Annotated in this window: 17 protein-coding genes; 4 read left to right on the top strand and 13 right to left on the bottom strand. The window is 60.0% G+C overall.

Features of this window, described 5'->3' with window-relative positions; translation table 11 throughout:
• Window positions 1–11 precede the first annotated feature (11 nt).
• Window positions 12–935, top strand: a complete 924-nt coding sequence (locus tag J7447_RS00175; RefSeq protein ID WP_208984429.1) for a diacylglycerol kinase family protein — start codon at window positions 12–14, stop codon at window positions 933–935.
• A 239-nt stretch (window positions 936–1,174) separates the two neighbouring features.
• Here J7447_RS00175 and J7447_RS00170 read toward each other — a convergent pair whose 3' ends face one another.
• From J7447_RS00170 to J7447_RS00150, 5 genes are all read right to left on the bottom strand, one after another.
• Window positions 1,175–4,084: an EAL domain-containing protein gene (locus J7447_RS00170; RefSeq protein WP_023002010.1), complete on the bottom strand. Its 2,910-nt coding sequence runs from the start codon at window positions 4,082–4,084 to the stop codon at window positions 1,175–1,177.
• Window positions 4,085–4,115: 31 nt separating this feature from the next.
• Window positions 4,116–4,754, bottom strand: a complete 639-nt coding sequence (locus J7447_RS00165; protein WP_023002011.1) for a GNAT family protein — start codon at window positions 4,752–4,754, stop codon at window positions 4,116–4,118.
• Window positions 4,755–4,783: 29 nt separating this feature from the next.
• Window positions 4,784–6,073: a pitrilysin family protein gene (locus tag J7447_RS00160; RefSeq protein ID WP_209168425.1), complete on the bottom strand. Its 1,290-nt coding sequence runs from the start codon at window positions 6,071–6,073 to the stop codon at window positions 4,784–4,786.
• Between the two features lie 4 nt (window positions 6,074–6,077).
• Entirely contained in the window at window positions 6,078–7,484 is a 1,407-nt protein-coding gene (gene thrC / locus J7447_RS00155; RefSeq protein ID WP_209168424.1) for a threonine synthase, read from the bottom strand.
• 229 nt (window positions 7,485–7,713) lie between these two features.
• On the bottom strand, window positions 7,714–8,310 hold the full coding sequence (locus J7447_RS00150) for a YqgE/AlgH family protein (protein WP_209168423.1): 597 nt from the start codon (window positions 8,308–8,310) through the stop codon (window positions 7,714–7,716).
• A 184-nt stretch (window positions 8,311–8,494) separates the two neighbouring features.
• On the opposite strand from J7447_RS00150, the gene J7447_RS00145 reads away from it, so the two are divergent.
• Window positions 8,495–9,316, top strand: coding sequence for a protein-disulfide reductase DsbD domain-containing protein (locus tag J7447_RS00145; RefSeq protein WP_209168422.1), 822 nt, complete (start codon window positions 8,495–8,497; stop codon window positions 9,314–9,316).
• Window positions 9,317–9,447: 131 nt separating this feature from the next.
• The gene (locus J7447_RS00140) at window positions 9,448–9,936 is read left to right on the top strand and encodes a peroxiredoxin (protein WP_209168421.1); all 489 of its coding nucleotides are present in this window, start codon (window positions 9,448–9,450) and stop codon (window positions 9,934–9,936) included.
• A gap of 269 nt (window positions 9,937–10,205) precedes the next feature.
• Here the strand turns inward: J7447_RS00140 and J7447_RS00135 are convergent, their stop codons facing one another.
• From J7447_RS00135 to coxB, 8 genes are all read right to left on the bottom strand, one after another.
• The gene (locus J7447_RS00135) at window positions 10,206–10,967 is read right to left on the bottom strand and encodes an SURF1 family protein (protein ID WP_209168420.1); all 762 of its coding nucleotides are present in this window, start codon (window positions 10,965–10,967) and stop codon (window positions 10,206–10,208) included.
• Between the two features lie 27 nt (window positions 10,968–10,994).
• A complete protein-coding gene (locus J7447_RS00130; RefSeq protein ID WP_031269732.1) occupies window positions 10,995–11,390 on the bottom strand; it encodes a DUF983 domain-containing protein in 396 nt (131 codons plus the stop codon).
• An 80-nt stretch (window positions 11,391–11,470) separates the two neighbouring features.
• On the bottom strand, window positions 11,471–12,343 hold the full coding sequence (locus tag J7447_RS00125; protein WP_023002019.1) for a cytochrome c oxidase subunit 3: 873 nt from the start codon (window positions 12,341–12,343) through the stop codon (window positions 11,471–11,473).
• A 45-nt stretch (window positions 12,344–12,388) separates the two neighbouring features.
• A complete protein-coding gene (locus tag J7447_RS00120; protein WP_209168419.1) occupies window positions 12,389–12,997 on the bottom strand; it encodes a cytochrome c oxidase assembly protein in 609 nt (202 codons plus the stop codon).
• Window positions 12,998–13,007: 10 nt separating this feature from the next.
• Window positions 13,008–13,169: a hypothetical protein gene (locus J7447_RS00115; protein WP_023002021.1), complete on the bottom strand. Its 162-nt coding sequence runs from the start codon at window positions 13,167–13,169 to the stop codon at window positions 13,008–13,010.
• A gap of 4 nt (window positions 13,170–13,173) precedes the next feature.
• Window positions 13,174–14,109: a heme o synthase gene (locus tag J7447_RS00110; RefSeq protein WP_031269734.1), complete on the bottom strand. Its 936-nt coding sequence runs from the start codon at window positions 14,107–14,109 to the stop codon at window positions 13,174–13,176.
• 150 nt (window positions 14,110–14,259) lie between these two features.
• On the bottom strand, window positions 14,260–15,855 hold the full coding sequence (ctaD, locus tag J7447_RS00105) for a cytochrome c oxidase subunit I (protein ID WP_209168418.1): 1,596 nt from the start codon (window positions 15,853–15,855) through the stop codon (window positions 14,260–14,262).
• 77 nt (window positions 15,856–15,932) lie between these two features.
• The gene (gene coxB / locus J7447_RS00100; protein ID WP_031285188.1) at window positions 15,933–16,835 is read right to left on the bottom strand and encodes a cytochrome c oxidase subunit II; all 903 of its coding nucleotides are present in this window, start codon (window positions 16,833–16,835) and stop codon (window positions 15,933–15,935) included.
• Between the two features lie 631 nt (window positions 16,836–17,466).
• Here coxB and J7447_RS00095 point away from each other — a divergent pair.
• A complete protein-coding gene (locus J7447_RS00095; RefSeq protein ID WP_051990219.1) occupies window positions 17,467–17,940 on the top strand; it encodes an invasion associated locus B family protein in 474 nt (157 codons plus the stop codon).
• Window positions 17,941–17,976 lie beyond the last annotated feature (36 nt).

Raw genomic sequence — 17,976 nt, 5'->3', positions numbered from 1 at the left:
GAGGATTTTGAGTGAGACTTTTCTGGTGGTCCGGCGCAGCAGCAGTGCGCACAATGGTTCCGGATATGGCCGGAAAGGTTCTGATCGTGGCCAACCCGACCTCGGGTGGCTATAGCGCCGAATTTCTGGATGACGTGCGCAATCGCCTGGAAGATCTCGGATGCAAGACCGAGATCCGGTTGACGAGACGCGCAGGCGAGATCGGCGACATCTGCGCGGATCCCTCGCTACCTGTGCAGACGCTGGTGGTCGCCGGCGGAGACGGCTCCGTCAACGAGGCCCTGACCGGATTTCAGAACCACCCCGCCCCGCCGCAACTGGGCATCATTCCCTTCGGCACCGCCAATGTGCTTGCCCTTGAACTTGGCCTCCCGCGCAATGCGAAGGCAATTGCCGAGCTGATCCGACGCGGCAAGACCAGGCAGTTGCACTATGGCCTTGCCAACGGCAGGCCTTTTGTACTGATGGCCTCTGCCGGGTTCGATGCCGAAGTCGTTCACGCCGTGCCGCTTTCCCTGAAACGGCGCCTTGGCAAGCTCGCCTATGTCATCACAGCGCTTCGGACCGGTTTCAAACGCAAGAGCGCCTCGCTGAAAGTTATCCTGGACGGTGAAGAGCTGACCGGCAAACTCGCGGTAGCCAGCAACGCCCGCCACTATGGCGGCCCCTTTGTCATCTGTCCCGGCGGGGCGACCGATCCCGGCCTGCATATGCTGGTTCTGGAAAGGGACGACCCCTGGTCGTCCTTCTGCTACGGTGTCGCGCTCTTGATGGGCCGCATCCACAAAGCCAAGGGCGCTTTGGTGCGCCCGTTCAAAACGGCTTCCATTCTGGCAACAGGTGCCGTGGCTGCACAGGTGGACGGCGATCCCTTCGGTGCAACGCCGCTGGAAATCCGGCAAACGGACAAGACCGTTCCCATCCTGGCACCTTGACGCGGAAACGGCGCGGCATCGCCTCCTCGCCTTCCAACCCCAACGACATCAACTCCCTCTGTCATTGCAGGACTTGCCCCTGCAATCCAATTCGTGACCTCGGCGACCCCGAAGCCCTTGCGGCTGGATAGCGCACGGCATGGATGCCATGGACGAGCCATGGCATGACGGAGTGTGTGGGAAACTGCTGTCAGAGCCCCTGACGCAAGATCAGCCGGCACGATAGGTGCCGGCCAAAATCAGGCCGTTTCGGCTTCCGCCGGCATCTTGCGCAGGATCTTGGTGGCTTCCGCCGCTGTGACAGCCTCGCCGAAGTAGAAGCCTTGAGCGTATTCGCAGCCGAGCTGGTAGAGCTCCAGCGCATCGTTCTCGCTCTCCGCTCCTTCGGCAACGACCGACATGCCAAGGTCATGCCCCATGGCGACGATTGTCCTGAGCAGGACCGGCCGGGCGGAAGACCCGTTGGGTTTGACGAAGGACTGGTCGATCTTGATCGTGTCGAACGGAAACCGCTGAAGATAGGACAACGAGGAATGACCGGTGCCGAAGTCGTCGAGGGACAGGCCTGCCCCCAGCCCGCGAAGTCGCTCGAGTACCTTTGCGGAATATTCCGGGTTGGACATGACGAGTGATTCCGTCAGTTCCAGCTTCAAGGTTCCCGGTGCCAGCGATGTTCTCGACAGAACGGCCTTCACATCGTTGATCAGGTCCTGTTTCAACAGCTGACGCGACGAGAGATTCACCGAAGCGAACAAAGGCTGCTGCATCGGGAACTCGCGTTGCCAGAACGCCAGCTGCTGTGCGCCCTTGTCGAGCATGTAGATGCCCAGTTCGTTGATGAGACCGGACTGCTCTGCGACGGGAATGAATTCCGAAGGTGAAATCTTGCCGCGCTTGGCATGGTTCCAGCGTGCCAGCACTTCGAAGCCGGCTACCGCCTGGTCTTCCAACCGGATGATCGGCTGGAAGTAGACACCCAGCGTTTCCTTCTTGATCGCTTCGCGCAGGTCGGCTTCCAGATCGACGATGTTCTTGTCGAGCGGGCGCAAGATCGGACGGAACACTTCCTGGCGGTCACCACCCAGGCGCTTGGCGTGATTGAGGGCGATCTCCGCATTGGTGACCATGTCCTCGACCGCCTGTTTGCCACCTTCGAAGAAGGCAATGCCGACGGAGCAGGTCAGAAAGATCTCCCGGTCGCCGAAGGTGATCGGTGCGCGGACCGCCTTGCGCAGCGAATCCGCCAGCGCGACAATCCGGTCCGGCTCCTGCTCGGACAGGAGAACAAGGCCGTACTGGTCGCCGGAAAGACGTCCCAGCGTATCCTGCTGGCCGATCAGTCGGCCGAGACGACGCGCCACCGTCAAGAGAATGCTGTCGCCGGCAGACAGGCCAATGCTGTCGTTGACCTGTTTGAAGCGATCCAGATTGAGCACGAGCAAGGTCGGCTTGGAGGTTTCTTCCGCACGCGACCGGATGACGCTGGTGCGCAAGCGGTCGACGAAGAGTTCGCGGTTCGGCAAGCCGGTCAGATTGTCGTGGACGGCATCGTGCAGAAGGCGTTCTTCCGCCGTGCGTTCCTCGGTCACGTCCAGGAGCGTGCCCACGCAGCGGATCACCTCGCCGTCCGATCCGATGATCGGCCGGGCCCGCAGGCGGAACCAGCGGAAGTGACCGTCTTCTGAGCGCAGACGGAAGGTTTGGGTTACCTTGCCGCGACGCTGATCGATGACCGCGTCGAGCGTCGCCCGGAACCGGTCACGGTCCTGGGGATGCAGGATGTCCAGCCAGTCGCGCGCAGGCCCTTCCAGGGTGCCACGCTTCAGGTTGAGCAGATCTTCAACCTCATTGCCCGTGTAGATGCGGTCGCGGTCGATGTCCCAGTCCCAGATGATGTCACCGGCACCCGTCAGGGCCAGTGCCTTGCGTTCGACATCGGATATGAGCCCCTGCGCGATCGCGCCGCCGGCAAAAGCGTGCTGCATCACCGTGAAGCCGATCAGCAGCACGATGAGAACAAGACCACCGCCGAGCGCGGGCTGAACGATGTCGTTGGACAGATATCCGGTTACGGTCATCGCCGCCCCGACCAGCCAGGCCATCAGCAGGCACCAGGTCGGGATCAGCAGGATGGCGCGGTCATAGTGCTGGAAGGCCAGCACCGCGATGGTGACGAACCCGAGCAAGCCAATGATGGCCAGCGCAAGACGGGCGATGCCGGCTGCAATCGAGGGATCCCAAACGGCAACGCCAAGCAGACCCAGGATCAGGATCAGCGTCGTCAGCGCCAGATGGGAATAATGAATGTTCCAGCGGTTGAGGTTCAGGTAGGCGTACAGGAAGATGATCAAGCTGGCCGCGAGCATGACCTCGGCGCAGGCGCGCGCAAGCTGGCTGCCGCCACCCTCCAGATTGAACACCATGCCCCAGAAGCCGAAATCGATGCACAGATAGGCCAGCACCGACCAGGCAAGTGCCGCGGTGGCCGGGAACATGACCGTGCCCTTGACCACGAACAAGATGGTGAGGAACAGGGCCAGCAGGCCGGAGATGCCCAGAATGATGCCACGGTAGAGCGTGTAGGCGTTGACGGTTTCCTCGTAGACGTCCGGTTCCCAGATCCGGATTTCCGGCAGGTTCGGCGTCGTCATTTCCGCGACGAAGGTGACAATCGACCCCGGGTCGAGCGTGACCAGGAAGACGTCTGCCTCAAGGCTTTTCTGACGTTCGGGAGCGATGCCCTGGCTCGGTGTGATCGCCAGAATGCGCGAGGAACCGAGATCCGGCCAGAACAGGTCGGAGCCGACCAGCTTGTAATTTGGTGCAACGATCAGGCGGTCGATCTGTTCATCGCTGGTGTTGGCCAGCGCAAACACCGCCCAGTTGGTGTTGGTACCATCGCGGGAGGGAACCTCGATACGGCGCACGATGCCGTCCGCACCCGGTGCGGTCGACACCTGCAGCCGGGTACCGGCTTCGCGATGCAGGTCGACGGAATTGGTGATGTCCAGTGCTTCGACGTCGATCGGAACAGGGATCGGCTCCAGCGCCCGCGCAGGCAGGGTGGCAAGCAACGTTGCAAACAACGTCAGAGCAATGACAAGGTTTCTGATCACGCTTGTTTTCGGATCCGGTATCACAATCGACATGGGGCGAAGAAGTACCGGGTTGTGGCGCATGTCACAAGAATTCTTTCAAGATTCCCTCGACGCTCGGTGCCACCTTTTCAGGTCGCGACGCATGGTCTTCCGCCAAACAGGCAAACAGAAGATGATCCTGCCAAGTCCCGTTAATTAACAGATAGTTGCGTGCGTAGCCTTCCCGGTGGAACCCGGCATTTTCGAGCAGACGGATGGACGGCATGTTCGTTGGCAGACATGCCGCTTCAATACGATGAAGGTTCAACACGTCGAAACAAAACGGCAAGATCATGGCAACAGCCGAGGACATATGTCCTTTTCCAGCGTGCCGCTCGCCCATCCAGTAGCCAAGTGTCGCAGTCTGGCTGACACCCCTGCGGATATTACTGAGTGTCAGTCCGCCGAGGATCTCGTTGCTGCGCGCGCGAAACAGAAGGAACGACAGGCTGCGCCCTTCCTTGCGGTCTTTCGAATAGCGGCGCAAGCGACGGCGAAAGCCGGTTCGGGTGAGGTCATCGGACGGCCAGAGCGGTTCCCAGGGCTTCAGGAAGGCCCGGCTTTCGCCGCGAAGTTCCGCCCAGGGCTTGAAGTCGTACATGATCGGCGGGCGAAGATAATAACCGCCGGCCTCGATCAGGAGTTCGGCGTCAGGTGTTGCTCCCGGCCGTAACAGCGCCATGCCCCACTCTCCGCCTTGTTCTGTCCGACTTACATGGATGCGGCCCGCAGGACCGGGCTTTGCTGAAGCCGTCCTGCGAGTTCGTTCGCAGTCATGATACCGTCAACCGGCCCGATCGCAGTCAAGGTCGGCACCGTGCCCACGAAAGTCTCGTGCGCGACCCTGCGGATATCGGCAGCCGTCACCGCTTCGATCTTCGAGGAGATCTCGTCCGGATCGAGCACGCGGTTGTGCACGAGGATCTGACGGGCAATCTGTCCGGCGCGGGCTGCTGGGCTTTCCAGCGCCATCATCAGTCCCGCGCGGATCTGCGCCCTGGAGCGGGCGACTTCCTCGTCGGTGATCGTCTGGGTGGCGGCGATCAGCTCGTCCACGATCATCGGCATCAGCGCAGCCAGGTCTTCCTGGCTGGTGGCCGCATGCAGGCCGAACAGTCCGGTATCGGAAAACGCCCAGTGGAAGCTGTAGATGGCGTAGCAAAGGCCGTGCTTCTCGCGGATTTCCTGGAACAGGCGCGAGGACATGCCACCGCCCAGGACCGATGCCAGGATCTGGATGGCGTAATAGTCCTTGGACTTGTAGGGCCGGCCTTCGAAACCGATCAGAACCTGTGCTTCCATAAGTTCCTTCGGCCGAAGGGTTTCGCCGCCGCGGTAGCGTGCTTCAGATTCAGGAGCTGCAGGCTCGGAGTTGAAACCACCGAACTTCTCGCGGGCAAGAGCGACAAGCTCTTCATGATCAACCGCGCCGGCAGCGGCCAGCACCATGTCGGGTGCCCGGTAGCGATCGGCGAGATAGGCGTTTAGCGCGTCGCGGTTGAACCCCTGCACCGTTTCCGGCGTTCCGAGGATCGGGCGTCCGATGGCCTGATCCGGCCAGGCGGTTTCCTGGAACAGGTCAAAGGCCTGATCGTCGGGGGAGTCGTTTGCCGCGCCTATTTCCTGAAGGATCACATGTTGTTCGCGCGTCAGCTCCTGGGCATCGAATGTGGAATTCTGCAGGATGTCAGCGAGAATATCGACCGCAAGCGGCGTGTCCTCAGCCAGGATACGCGCGTAGTAATTGGTGTGTTCGATGCTTGTGGAAGCGTTCAGCTCACCACCGACGGCCTCGATCTCTTCTGCGATGCCACGCGCCGTGCGGGTCTTGGTGCCCTTGAAGGCCATATGCTCCAGAAGATGGGTTATCCCGTTCTGATGCACATTCTCCGCGCGGGATCCGGTTCGCACCCACACGCCAAGAGCCGCCGTCTTCAGATGAGGCATCTGGTCGGTGACGACCGTCATCCCGTTTTCGAGGATTGTTGTTTGTACTTTCATATGCTCACACCCCAGCAGTAACGGCCCGGGCGTGATCTTCGATGTATCGCTCCACCACGCCCTGATCCGCCGCCAGAACCTGCTGGCGCTCCTCCGCAGTCATCATACCCTTCAGGTTTTCCGGCAGCTCCGGCCGGTTTCCTGAAGCCCTTTCCACCGCATCCGGGAATTTGGCCGGATGCGCCGTGCCCAACACCACCATCGGTGTCTCACCGTTATCATGGTCTTTCGCCACATGGACACCGATTGCCGTGTGCGGGTCCAGCAAATAGCCTGCCTCGTTCCACAGTTCGGCAATGGTCGATGCCGTTTCGTCCTCGTTGCAGCGGCCTGCGCCGAAAACCGCTCGCATGGCGCGGAGTGGGCCTTCCTCGATCTCGAAACTGCCGGACTGGCTCAACTGGTTCATCATGCGCCGGACTGCCGCGCCATCGCGTCCGCAGACCTCCGCCAGAAGCCGCTCGAAATTGGAGGACACCTGGATGTCCATGGACGGAGAAATGGTCGGCGTCACGCCGCGCTTTTCATAACGCCCGGTCTTGAGTGTCCGCGCCAGGATGTCGTTGACATTGGTCGCCACCACAAGCTTCTCGACGGGAAGCCCCATCTGCATGGCGGCATAGCCGGCGAAAATATCACCGAAGTTGCCGGTCGGCACCGTGAAGGAGATCTTGCGATGCGGCGCGCCAAGAGCAGCGCCCGCGACGAAATAATAGACGATCTGCGCCAGGATCCGCGCCCAGTTGATCGAATTGACGCCGGAAAGGGCAACCCTGTCGCGGAAGGAGAAATGGTTGAACATGCCTTTGACGATGGCCTGGCAATCATCAAAGTCGCCGTTTAGTGCCAGAGCATGAACGTTCTTTTCCGCCGGGGTCGTCATCTGGCGGCGCTGCACGCTGGAAACGCGTCCGTCGGGAAACAGGATGAAGATATCGGTGCGCTCGCGCCCGCGGAAGGCCTCAATGGCGGCGCCGCCGGTGTCTCCGGATGTTGCGCCGACAATGGTCGCGCGCAAGCCGCGCTCGGTCAGGACATAGTCCATCATCCGGCCAAGCAGCTGCATCGCGACGTCCTTGAACGCCAGCGTCGGGCCGTGGAAGAGTTCAAGGATGAAAGTGTTCGGTCCGGTTTGAACAAGCGGCGTCACGGCCGGGTGGCGGAAGCCATCATAGGCTTCTGCAATCATGGACTTCAGATCGTCTTCGGGAATGGCGCCGGCCACGAAGGGCGAAATAACCTCGAAGGCAACATCCTGATAGGGTTTACCGGCGAAAGACGCGATGGTGTCGGCATCAAATTGCGGCCAGGTTTCGGGTAAATAAAGTCCGCCGTCGCGTGCGAGCCCCTGTAGCAGGACATCGGAAAATTCCAGAACTGGTGCTTCACCACGCGTACTGATGTATTTCACCGCGCAACGTTCCTCTTGCTTTGTTTGTCGCGGGACGCCCGCGTCCCCTGCCTGTTTGCCAGACCTCTGATGCGAGAAGGATCAGCCTACTTGAATTCCGGCAGATTTGAAACAAACCATGCCATTGATGCGACTTACGCGCCATAACATTCAAGCGCAAGTCGCTTTTGGCTAAAATGATGACCGTGAAGAGACAAGTTTTGCGAAACCGGCCGTGACGTCAGCGCCGTCAGGCGTGCCCTGCATCGGCATAGAGCATGGCGGGGTCGATACCCATGCTGGCGAGCGCGCGATGCCATTTCTTGTCGGAGACCTGATCGAACAGGATGTCCGGATCGGCCGGAGCCGTCAGCCACCCATTGGCCTGGATTTCGTTTTCAAGCTGCCCCGGAGCCCAACCTGCATAACCGAGGGCCAGCATGGCCTGGGTGGGGCCGGTCCCTTGCGCAAGCGCCCGCAGAATCTCCAGTGTTGCCGTCAGGCAGATGCCGTTATCAATGGCAAGGGTCGACTGGTTCAGCATGAAATCGTCGCTATGCAACACGAAGCCGCGTTCGACCTCCACCGGGCCACCCTTGTGAACGCTCATGTCGCGGACTTTCGACGGCAGGCGAATGGCACCATCGTCGTTGACGATATCGAGTTGAATCAGAAGCTCTTCCAGTGACAAATGGCGGGCCACCTGGTTCACCACCAGACCCATTGCGCCCTGGTCCGAATGAGAGCACAGATAAATCACAGAATGTTCGAACCGGCTGTCTGACATGCCCGGCATCGCAATCAGAAACTGACCTTCAAGGGAATCTGTTGCTGCGGATCCGGCCATGCGTACCTCGTTTTCTGTTGACGCTCTCTGCCCAAAGGAAAGCATAGCCCCTTTGCCGGGCTTTGTTAATGTCTGTTTGTGCTCGCCGAATGGCAACCGGCTCACTTCAGCGTCACAAGGATATGACCTGGATTGCCCAGTCTGGCCGATGACGCTTGCCTGAAACTCGTGTAGCAAAGAAGGCATGAAACGCTCTGTCCTTGCCCTTGCGCTCACCTTTTTTGTTTTTGCTTCACCCGCCCATGCCGCCATGACCGGTTGGACGGAAGTTCAGGGAGGCGCCGTCAGGCTGATCGCCTCGGGCCCCATGAAGGACGGCCATTATGAAGCCGGTCTGGAGTTCCTTCTGGAACCGGGCTGGCACACCTATTGGCGCTATCCTGGCGAAGCCGGAATTCCGCCCCAGATCGATACGACCGGAAGCGCAAACATCAAGACCACCGAGGTGCTCTATCCTGCGCCGGAGCGCTATGACGACGGCTTTTCTGAATCAATCGTCTATCACAATGGCATTGTTCTGCCGCTGCGGGTCGAACCTGAAAATCCCGGTCAAGCCGTGACGCTTTCCCTGGACGTTTTCTTTGGTATCTGCAACGAGATCTGCGTTCCCGGAGAGGCCTCCCTAACGCTTGATCTGACCCCGGATGACCAGACCGACAGCCTTGCCCAGACACTGATCCTACGAGACCTCGAGGCCGTGCCTGCCAAGCAGCCGTCCGCGAATCTGAAGATAAGGGCGATAGCCCTGTCGGCATCCGGCGATGCAGTGGAGATCGAGGTCCAGGCGCCTGACGACACCACGCCGGATCTTTTTGCAGCAGCTCCCGAAGGCTCCTATATCGGCCTGCCTAAACCTGCCGGCCAAGGTGGTGAAAAGACACTCTGGCGCTTGCCACTCAAAGGCATGAAAACAACTGAGACCGACGCCGATCTGCGCCTTGTGCTGACTGCGGGCGGTCGGGCGGTCGAGCAGCTGTTTCCCATTGATCCGGCCTGGGTGAAATAGAACCTGCCTCCTGCCGGTCTGTCTATCGAACCGCTTTTGCCTCAACTTCCCTCGACGGATGGCCAACAAAGCCCTATCTGTGACGCGGGGCTGCCGTTTCGCCGCAGCCGGTCAATCAAGGGATATTCACTATGACACTTTCTGTTGGGGATCGTCTTCCTGAGGCAACATTCAACACCATGACCGCGGACGGCCCCGGCGAAATATCGACCGGCGAGCTGACATCCGGCAAAACCGTTGTGCTGTTCGGCGTGCCGGGTGCCTTCACCCCGACCTGCCACATGAACCACCTGCCGGGCTTCATCGAGCATGCGGAAACGCTGAAGAACAGGGGTGTCGACACCATTGCTGTCCTGTCCGTGAACGATGTCTTCGTCATGGACGCCTGGAAAAAAGCCTCCAGCGCCGGCGACAGCATCACGTTCCTGTCCGACACGGCTGCCGGCTTTGTCGAAGCCGCAGGCCTCGGCCTCGGGCCGGCACCGATCTTCGGTCACCTGCGCTCACAGCGTTTCGCGCTGATTGCCAAGGATGGCGTGATCACCTTCCTGGCGATCGAAGACGCTCCGGGCGAAGCCGTAAAGTCCGGTGCCGCCGCAATCCTGGAAGCACTCGGCTAAGCTGTTTGCAAGCTTGCAAGAGAAATGAAGAAGGGCCCTGCGGGGCCCTTTTTTGATCGCCCCCTCTCAGCAGATCATCCCGGACGCAGCAACGCGGAGATCGGTGACCGGAGAGCCGAAGGCTTTTCAACCTGCCTGTCGACAAAAGTGAAGCAGTGGCTCCCCGATCCTGGCTCGCGCTTCGCTTGGCCGCGACGACGACCGAGAGCCTGGGTTCTCCTGCCCCTCCGGGGCCACGTTCCTTTGTGTCACGAGGCCACAAGCACCACCTACTTGGTCGACGTTTCACCCGCCTGCCGTTTGCGCGGCCAAAGGATACTTGCAGCGTAAGTCAGGTAGACACCGATCAGCGTTGCCGCCAGACCGAACCAGGTCAGCGCATAGCCGAGGTGGTCGTTCTTGAAATGAACGATGGTCTCCCCCGCTTGCGGCAGACCGGACGGCGGCGTGAAGGAAGCGTCTAGATCTATGCTGAAGGGAGCCAGCCTGGCGGGATCGAGGCCCAGTTCTGCTGCCATGGCATCCGTATCACGTGCGAACCAGATACGATCATCCCGACCGGGTTCCGGCGTTGTCCAGTTCGGTTTTTCACTCAGCCGCAAAAGTCCGGTCAGCTCCCAGGCACCATCAGGCGGCGTGATTGCCTTTTCGCGCGAAGCCTTGTCGAGCCCTTGTGGCAGGAATCCGCGGTTGACCAGAACGATCCACTGCTGATCCGTTTCGAAAGGTGCATAAACCATCACCCCGGGCCCGCTTACTGGCCCGACCGGATCAGTCAGCGCGGTGTAATAGAAGACCGCCCCTTCCAGGAAACGTCCGGTGAGCCTGACATGGCTATAGTCGTCAGAGGGGGCAAGGTCGCCCCAGGCCCCAGGTTCGGGTGCTGTTTCCGGCTGGGTCGAAACACCGGCTTCCACCTGTTCGATGAGGTTTTCTTTCCAGGCCAGGCGGTCGAGCTGCCAGAAACCGAGATTGAGCAGAACCACCAGAGCCGCGATGGCGGCGAGTGTCGGGATAACGAGTTTACGCATGAGATTGTCTTCCCGGGACCTGCCCGGTCAATTGTCGTCCTTGCCGGTGTCCAGTTGACCTTCGGCGGCCTTGTGCCGGAACTGAAGCGCAATCATGAGGCCTTTCAGCGGTCGAAGCACTCCGCCGGCCAGCAGGATCGTCAGCGGTAGCCAGAGGACCAGGTGTACCCAGATCGGCGGCTGGTAGGAGAGTTCGACGAAGAGCACCAGACCGACCACGATAAACCCGACGATCATGATGACGAAAACCGCCGGGCCGTCACCACTGTCGGCGAAAGAATAGTCGAGCCCGCAGGCCATGCAGGATTTCTTGACGCTCAGGAAACCGTCGAAGAGCTTCCCCTGGCCGCAGCGCGGACACTTGCCCGACAGGCCTGCGGAAACCGGATTGACCGGTGGAAAATGCGCCTTGTCTTCCATGATGTGCCTCAAGCCTCAGCTGAAATGAAAACGCCCGATCCGGTGGCCGGATCGGGCGTTGCTCGTGCCGGTTTGGCGCGATCCTAGTGAGCGGCCGGTGTGCCTGCGCCCCAAATGTAGATGGAGACGAACAGGAACAGCCAGACGACGTCAACGAAGTGCCAGTACCATGCGGCGGCTTCGAAACCGAAGTGCTTCTCGACGGTGAACTGACCAGCCAGTGCCCGGAACAGACAGACGGCCAGGAAGATGGTGCCGACGATAACGTGGAAACCGTGGAAACCGGTCGCCATGAAGAAGGTCGCGCCGTAGATGTTGCCGCCGAAATCGAACGCAGCGTGCATGTATTCGTAGACTTGGCAGACGGTGAAGAGAACACCCAGCAGAACCGTAAGGGTCAGGCCCCACTTCAGGCCATCGCGGTCATTATGCAGCAGCGCATGGTGTGCCCAGGTGACCGTGGTGCCGGAGCACAGCAGGATCAGGGTGTTGAGCAGCGGCAGGTGCCAGGGATCGAATGTTTCGATGCCGGCAGGCGGCCAGTGACCGCCAGTTGCCTCGACACGGGCAAACTGAATGGCTTCGCTGGTGAACAGCGATGCATCGAAGTAGGCCCAGAACCATGCAACGAAGAACATCACTTCAGAAGCGATGAACAGCAGCATGCCGTAGCGAAGATGCAGCGAGACCACCCGGGTGTGGTGACCCTGAGCAGATTCGCGAACGGTGTCGCGCCACCAGCCGAACATCACATAAAGGACGATCAGCAGCCCGATAGCAAACAGGCCCCAGCCGGTGAGATCCAGGCCAAGCAGCACGAACTCCGTGCCCTGTGCATATTTCATGAAGCCGATGGCACCCAGTGCCATGACGAATGCACCGACGGATGCGATGAACGGCCACGGACTCGGATCGACCAAGTGGTAATCGTGGTTTTTGGTATGTGCCTCAGCCATCGGCAAGCTCCCCAAAGACAGTCATTTCAAGCGCGGATGCGCCAATCACTCGAATTTTGTTTCAGCTGCGGCCTTCTCGGCCTTTGCTGCAACAGGACGTTCCGGTTCTTCTACCGGGAAGAAGGTGTAGGACAAAGTGATTTCCTTCACGTGTTTCAGCTCAGGATCCTTGTCCATTTCCGGGTCGACGAAGAAAACGACCGGCATCTGAACAGTCTCGCCGCTTTCCAGCGCCTGCTCGGTAAAGCAGAAGCATTGCAGCTTGTTGAAATAAGCTCCGGCTGTCGGCGGCGACACGTTGAAAGTCGATGTGCCGACGGTCCTGCCGGAACCCGTGTTGGTTGCCACATATTCCAGTTGGGCGGTTTCGCCCATCTGGAGCGTGACCGAACGCTGCACCGGTTTGAATTTCCAGGGCAGCTCGTGATTGACGTTGCCGTCGAAGCGCACGGTGATCTTGCGGTCGATGATCACGTCGCTTTCAGCCGTGGCAACCTGCGTGGTGCCACCAAACCCGGTGACACGGCAGAAAAGATTGTAGAGCGGCACGGCGGCATAGGCCGCCCCGACCATGAACATGAACACGCCAGCGCAAACCACCGCGACCTTGCGGTTGCTGCGTGACAGGTTTGAAGTGCCTTGTCCGTTGCTCACACGATCTCCCTCAAAGCGCCCGGTCCAGAATACCGGGGCCCAGTTTGACGATGGTCACGACATAGAACAGCACGACGAGGCCGCCGAGCACGCAGGCGATTGCAATCGACCGCGACCGGCGCTTCTTCTTCTGCTCTTCGGTGAGCGCAATGCCCTGCTCTTCCTTGGCCATCACGTCACACTCCTGCAATCAGGCTCTCGCCCAGAAGCAGGGCAAACAGCATGAACAGGTAAAAGATTGAAAACTTGAACAGACGCCAGCACGCGGCCTTCGCCGGATCGCCCTCGCGCTTGCGCCAGACGTCAAAAGAAAGGCCGACGAAGATGGCACTCAGAAGAGCGGATGCGATGCCGTAGACGGGGCTTGCAAAGCCAAGCAGATAAGGCGCGACACCGATAGGTGCGAGCAGGATGGCGTAGGCAAGAATATGATGCCGTGTCACGGTCTCGCCGGCGACAACTGGCAGCATCGGTATCTTGGCGGCCTGATAGTCGCCGTTCTTGACCAGTGCCAGCGCCCAGAAGTGCGGCGGTGTCCACATGAAGATGATCAGGAAGAGCACGAAGCTTTCCAGGCTTACGCTTCCGGTAACGGCTGCCCAGCCGATCATCGGAGGAAACGCCCCGGCTGCGCCGCCGATAACGATGTTCTGCGGCGTCGAGCGCTTCAGCCACATCGTATAGACGATCACGTAAAAGAAGATGGTGAAGGCCAGGAACGCACCGGCAAACCAGTTGACCAGAAGGCCGAGCAGCACAACCGAACCGATGGACAGCGTCACACCGAAGGCTAGCGCTTCCTCACGCGTGACCTTGCCGGCCGGGATCGGCCGCTTGCGGGTGCGTGTCATGACTTCGTCGATGTCGGCGTCGTACCACATGTTGAGCGCGCCGGAAGCGCCTGCTCCGATGGCAATGCACAGGATCGCGACAACGCCCAGCACAGGATGCACGGAGCCTGGTGCCAGCATCAGGCCGACAAAAGCGGTGAAGATGACCAGAGACATCACACGCGGCTTCAGGAGCGCCACATAGTCGCTCACCGATCCCATGCCGCCGTCCCAGACAGCGGTTTCCTGGCTCATCATATCCTGGCGCTCAACGAGCGACATAGGCGCGTCCTTTGAATTCTTGTTTTCTTCCGCGATCCAGGGATCGCGCATCCGGGTGCACATGGCCCGGCAGATTTCTTTAAAGGGAGCACCGCGCCGGCAACCGGCGCGGTGCTGATCTTGACCGGGAGGCGAACCTCCCGCCGCGAATTACTTGATGCGCGGCAGGGTCTCGAACTGGTGGAACGGCGGAGGAGAAGACAGGGTCCACTCCAGGGTCGTTGCACCTTCGCCCCATGGGTTGTTGCCGACGACGCGCTTCTTGGAGAACGCCTCAACGATACCGAAGAGGAACACCAGAACCGCAAAGGCCGAGATGTAGGAGCCGATGGACGACACGAAGTTCCAGCCGGCAAACGCATCCGGGTAGTCGACATAGCGGCGCGGCATGCCGTTCAGACCCAGGAAGTGCTGCGGGAAGAACACCAGGTTCACGCCCACGAAGGTGATCCAGAAATGGGCCTTGCCGATCGTCTCGTTGTACATGTAGCCGAACATTTTCGGGAACCAGTAGTACCAGGCCGCGAAGATTGCGAACACGGCACCCAGCGACAGCACGTAGTGGAAGTGAGCAACCACGTAGTAGGTGTCGTGGAACGAACGGTCGAGACCGGCGTTGGCGAGCTGCACACCCGTCACACCACCAACGGTGAACAGGAAGATGAAGCCGATTGCCCAGACCATTGGCGTGCGGAACTCGATGGAGCCGCCCCACATGGTGGCGATCCAGGAGAAGATCTTCACACCGGTGGGAACCGCGATCACCATGGTGGCAGCCACGAAGTAGGCCTGTGTCTCGGAAGACATGCCGACGGTGTACATGTGGTGCGCCCACACGATGAAGCCGACGACGCCGATGGCGACCATGGCGTAGGCCATGCCCAGGTAACCGAAGATCGGCTTGCGCGAGAAGGTGGAAATGATGTGGCTGATGATGCCGAAGCCCGGCAGGATCAGGATATACACTTCCGGATGACCGAAGAACCAGAACAGGTGCTGGAACAGGATCGGGTCACCACCACCGGCAGGCGCAAAGAACGTGGTGCCGAAGTTACGGTCGGTCAGCAGCATGGTGATGGCACCAGCCAGAACCGGCAGGGACAGCAGCAGCAGGAACGCGGTGATCAGCACGGACCAGGCAAACAGCGGCATCTTGTGCAGGGTCATGCCTGGCGCGCGCATGTTGAAGATGGTCGTGATGAAGTTGATGGCACCGAGGATCGAGGATGCACCTGCAATGTGCAGGGCCAGGATCGCCAGGTCCATTGCCGGTCCGGGCTGACCGGAGGTGGACAGCGGCGGATAGATGGTCCAGCCGCCACCGACACCGTTGGAGCCCGGAGGACCTTCAACGAAGAGGGAGAGAAGCAGCAGCAGGAAGGCCGGCGGAAGCAGCCAGAAGGAGATGTTGTTCATCCGCGGGAACGCCATGTCCGGCGCACCGATCATGATCGGTACGAAGTAGTTGGCGTAGCCGCCGATCATTGCCGGCATCACCATGAAGAAGATCATGATCAGGCCGTGAGCGGTGGTGAACACGTTAAACAGGTGCGGATCGCCGAAGATCTGCATCCCCGGCTCCTGAAGTTCCATCCGCATGCCGACGCTGAGCGCGCCGCCAACGATACCTGCCATGATAGCGAACATCAGGTACATGATACCGATGTCCTTGTGGTTGGTCGAATAGACCCAGCGGCGCCATCCGGTCGGATGGCCATGTGCCGCATGTGCTTCGGTCGCAGCCATTTTGGGCTCCCTCTTTCAGACTTTCTCAGCGGCGCTGCATGACATCGCGCGCATCGCCAAACAGGATCGCCGCCGCATTATTTCGCGGCGACAGAGATCTCTTCAAGCTTGCCTGCGGCAGCCAGCTTCTTGGTATCGGCGATCGAAGCCAGGAGCTGCTGGTTTGCAGTGTCCAGATCGTCCTGAGCGGCAGTCGACCAGGTCTGGAACTGATCCTTGGAAACCACACGGATTGCGATCGGCATGAAAGCGTGATCCTTGCCGCACAGTTCGGAACACTGACCGTAGTAGACGCCTTCCTCGCGAGCGTGGAACCAGGTCTCGTTCAGGCGGCCCGGAATGGCGTCGACCTTGACGCCGAAGGACGGCATCGCGAAGGAGTGAATCACGTCTTCGGAAGTCACCTGGACGCGAACCGTCGTGTCGACCGGAATGACGAGGTCGTAGTCAACGGACAGAAGGCGCGGAACTTCGTTCAGCGTCACGCCGCGAGCGTCTGCAACAGCCTGGCGCTCGTCGTCCTTGACCATGATGGAGTCGAAGGAGAGCTCACCCATGTTCTCATCGGTGTACTCATAGCCCCAGTACCACTGGTACCCGGTCGCCTTGACGGTCATCTCGTATTCGGGAATGTCCAGCTGCTTGTAGAGCAGGCGGAAAGACGGGATCGCGATCACGACCAGAATCAGGATCGGAGCAACCGTCCAGACCACTTCGATCATGGTGTTGTGCGAGGTTCTGGACGGAACCGGGTTCGACTTCGCGCTGAAGCGGGTCATGCAGACGATCAGCAGCGCCAGCACGAACAGGGTGATCACGGTAATGATCACCAGGGTGAACCCGTTGAACCAGGTAATGTCGTCCATCACATCGGTGACAGAGGCCTGAAAGCCCAGCTGCCATTCCTTGATGCCGGATTCCGCTGCCAGGGCCGCCGTCGACACTCCAGCAAAAGTTGCCGCCGCACCGGCCATAGTCATGAGACGCTTGAAGACTGCCTTCACGTCCGCGCTCCCTTCCCTCATCCGCCTGAAATGGCGGAAAATGCTAAATTTCCGGACTCAGATCCGGTCCAATCCGGTGCGGCAGTAGCGGGCTTGGCGGCGCTGCGCAAGCCAAATCTGCTGCGTCCTGGCGTTGGACAAGGTCATGAGTTTGACCGGACTATAACCACAAACTCATATAAAGGGCGATGGCTACCATCGGGCATAGCGGCGATGTGCCGCATCATTCCACCGACACCTTTGAGCCGCACAAAAACCACAAGAAACGCCGAGCTGCAACGGAATTTCCAACTTTTCACAGCCACCTGAAGCTCTCTGTCATTTGACACGGGTCAAGGACATGCGAATTTTCGACAAGAATTGCGGCTAATCCTTCGGTTCCTGAACTGCCGGACTGGAAACGTGCGCCGTCATGCGGCAATGTCTGGCCTAGAATTACACCTTGATTCGCCAAGCAGGCCGCATCTTTTTTGGCAGGCCGACCAAAAGCGAACCGGACAACGATTGACTGGAGGATTTCTTGTCAACCCAATTGCCGCAGTCACTGGCTGCCCGCCCTAATGGACGTTCCAGACTGTCTTTTCCCAAACTCGCGGCCGTTGCCGGGATCGTCTTCAGTTCGTTGACTTACGGAAATCTGCCCGCCGCGGCACAAGGCGAGGTCCGCTCGACTCACGGCGACTGGCAAATGCGCTGCGACACGCCTCCCGGTTCCACCGGTGACCAGTGCGCGCTGATCCAGAACGTCACTGCGGCCGACCGGGAAAACGTCGGGCTTTCCGTGATCATTCTGAAAACCGCCGACAAGCAGGCCCGCATTCTCAGGGTTCTTGCACCGCTCGGCGTGTTGCTGCCGTCTGGTCTTGGCCTCAGGGTCGACAACGCCGATATCGGCCGGGCCGGTTTCGTCCGCTGCCTTCCGAACGGCTGCATTGCCGAGGTCATCCTCGAAGAAGATCTGCTGAGCAAATTGCAGGCCGGCTCTCAGGCGACCTTCATCATCTTCCAGACCCCGGAAGAAGGGATCGGCATCCCGATTTCGCTGAACGGGTTCTCCGCAGGCTTCGACGCCCTGCCCTGACACGGAAACGCAAGCAACCAAACGAAAGGCGCCCAT

Source organism: Labrenzia sp. R5_0, from assembly GCF_017743835.1.
Lineage (GTDB): Bacteria > Pseudomonadota > Alphaproteobacteria > Rhizobiales > Stappiaceae > Roseibium > Roseibium algicola.
Note: the sequence above shows the minus strand (reverse complement) of the source record. Positions and strands in the feature narration are given on the sequence as shown.

Bases quoted from the DNA above. Each gene is read 5' to 3' on its own strand.
- J7447_RS00170 (WP_023002010.1), bottom strand. From the start codon at position 4,084: ATGTCGATTGTGATACCGGATCCGAAAACAAGCGTGATCAGAAACCTT.
- J7447_RS00165 (WP_023002011.1), bottom strand. From the start codon at position 4,754: ATGGCGCTGTTACGGCCGGGAGCAACACCTGACGCCGAACTCCTGATC.
- J7447_RS00160 (WP_209168425.1), bottom strand. From the start codon at position 6,073: ATGAAAGTACAAACAACAATCCTCGAAAACGGGATGACGGTCGTCACC.
- J7447_RS00150 (WP_209168423.1), bottom strand. From the start codon at position 8,310: ATGGCCGGATCCGCAGCAACAGATTCCCTTGAAGGTCAGTTTCTGATT.
- J7447_RS00145 (WP_209168422.1), top strand. From the start codon at position 8,495: ATGAAACGCTCTGTCCTTGCCCTTGCGCTCACCTTTTTTGTTTTTGCT.
- J7447_RS00140 (WP_209168421.1), top strand. From the start codon at position 9,448: ATGACACTTTCTGTTGGGGATCGTCTTCCTGAGGCAACATTCAACACC.
- J7447_RS00135 (WP_209168420.1), bottom strand. From the start codon at position 10,967: ATGCGTAAACTCGTTATCCCGACACTCGCCGCCATCGCGGCTCTGGTG.
- J7447_RS00125 (WP_023002019.1), bottom strand. From the start codon at position 12,343: ATGGCTGAGGCACATACCAAAAACCACGATTACCACTTGGTCGATCCG.
- J7447_RS00115 (WP_023002021.1), bottom strand. From the start codon at position 13,169: ATGGCCAAGGAAGAGCAGGGCATTGCGCTCACCGAAGAGCAGAAGAAG.
- J7447_RS00110 (WP_031269734.1), bottom strand. From the start codon at position 14,109: ATGTCGCTCGTTGAGCGCCAGGATATGATGAGCCAGGAAACCGCTGTC.
- ctaD (WP_209168418.1), bottom strand. From the start codon at position 15,855: ATGGCTGCGACCGAAGCACATGCGGCACATGGCCATCCGACCGGATGG.
- coxB (WP_031285188.1), bottom strand. From the start codon at position 16,835: ATGACTATGGCCGGTGCGGCGGCAACTTTTGCTGGAGTGTCGACGGCG.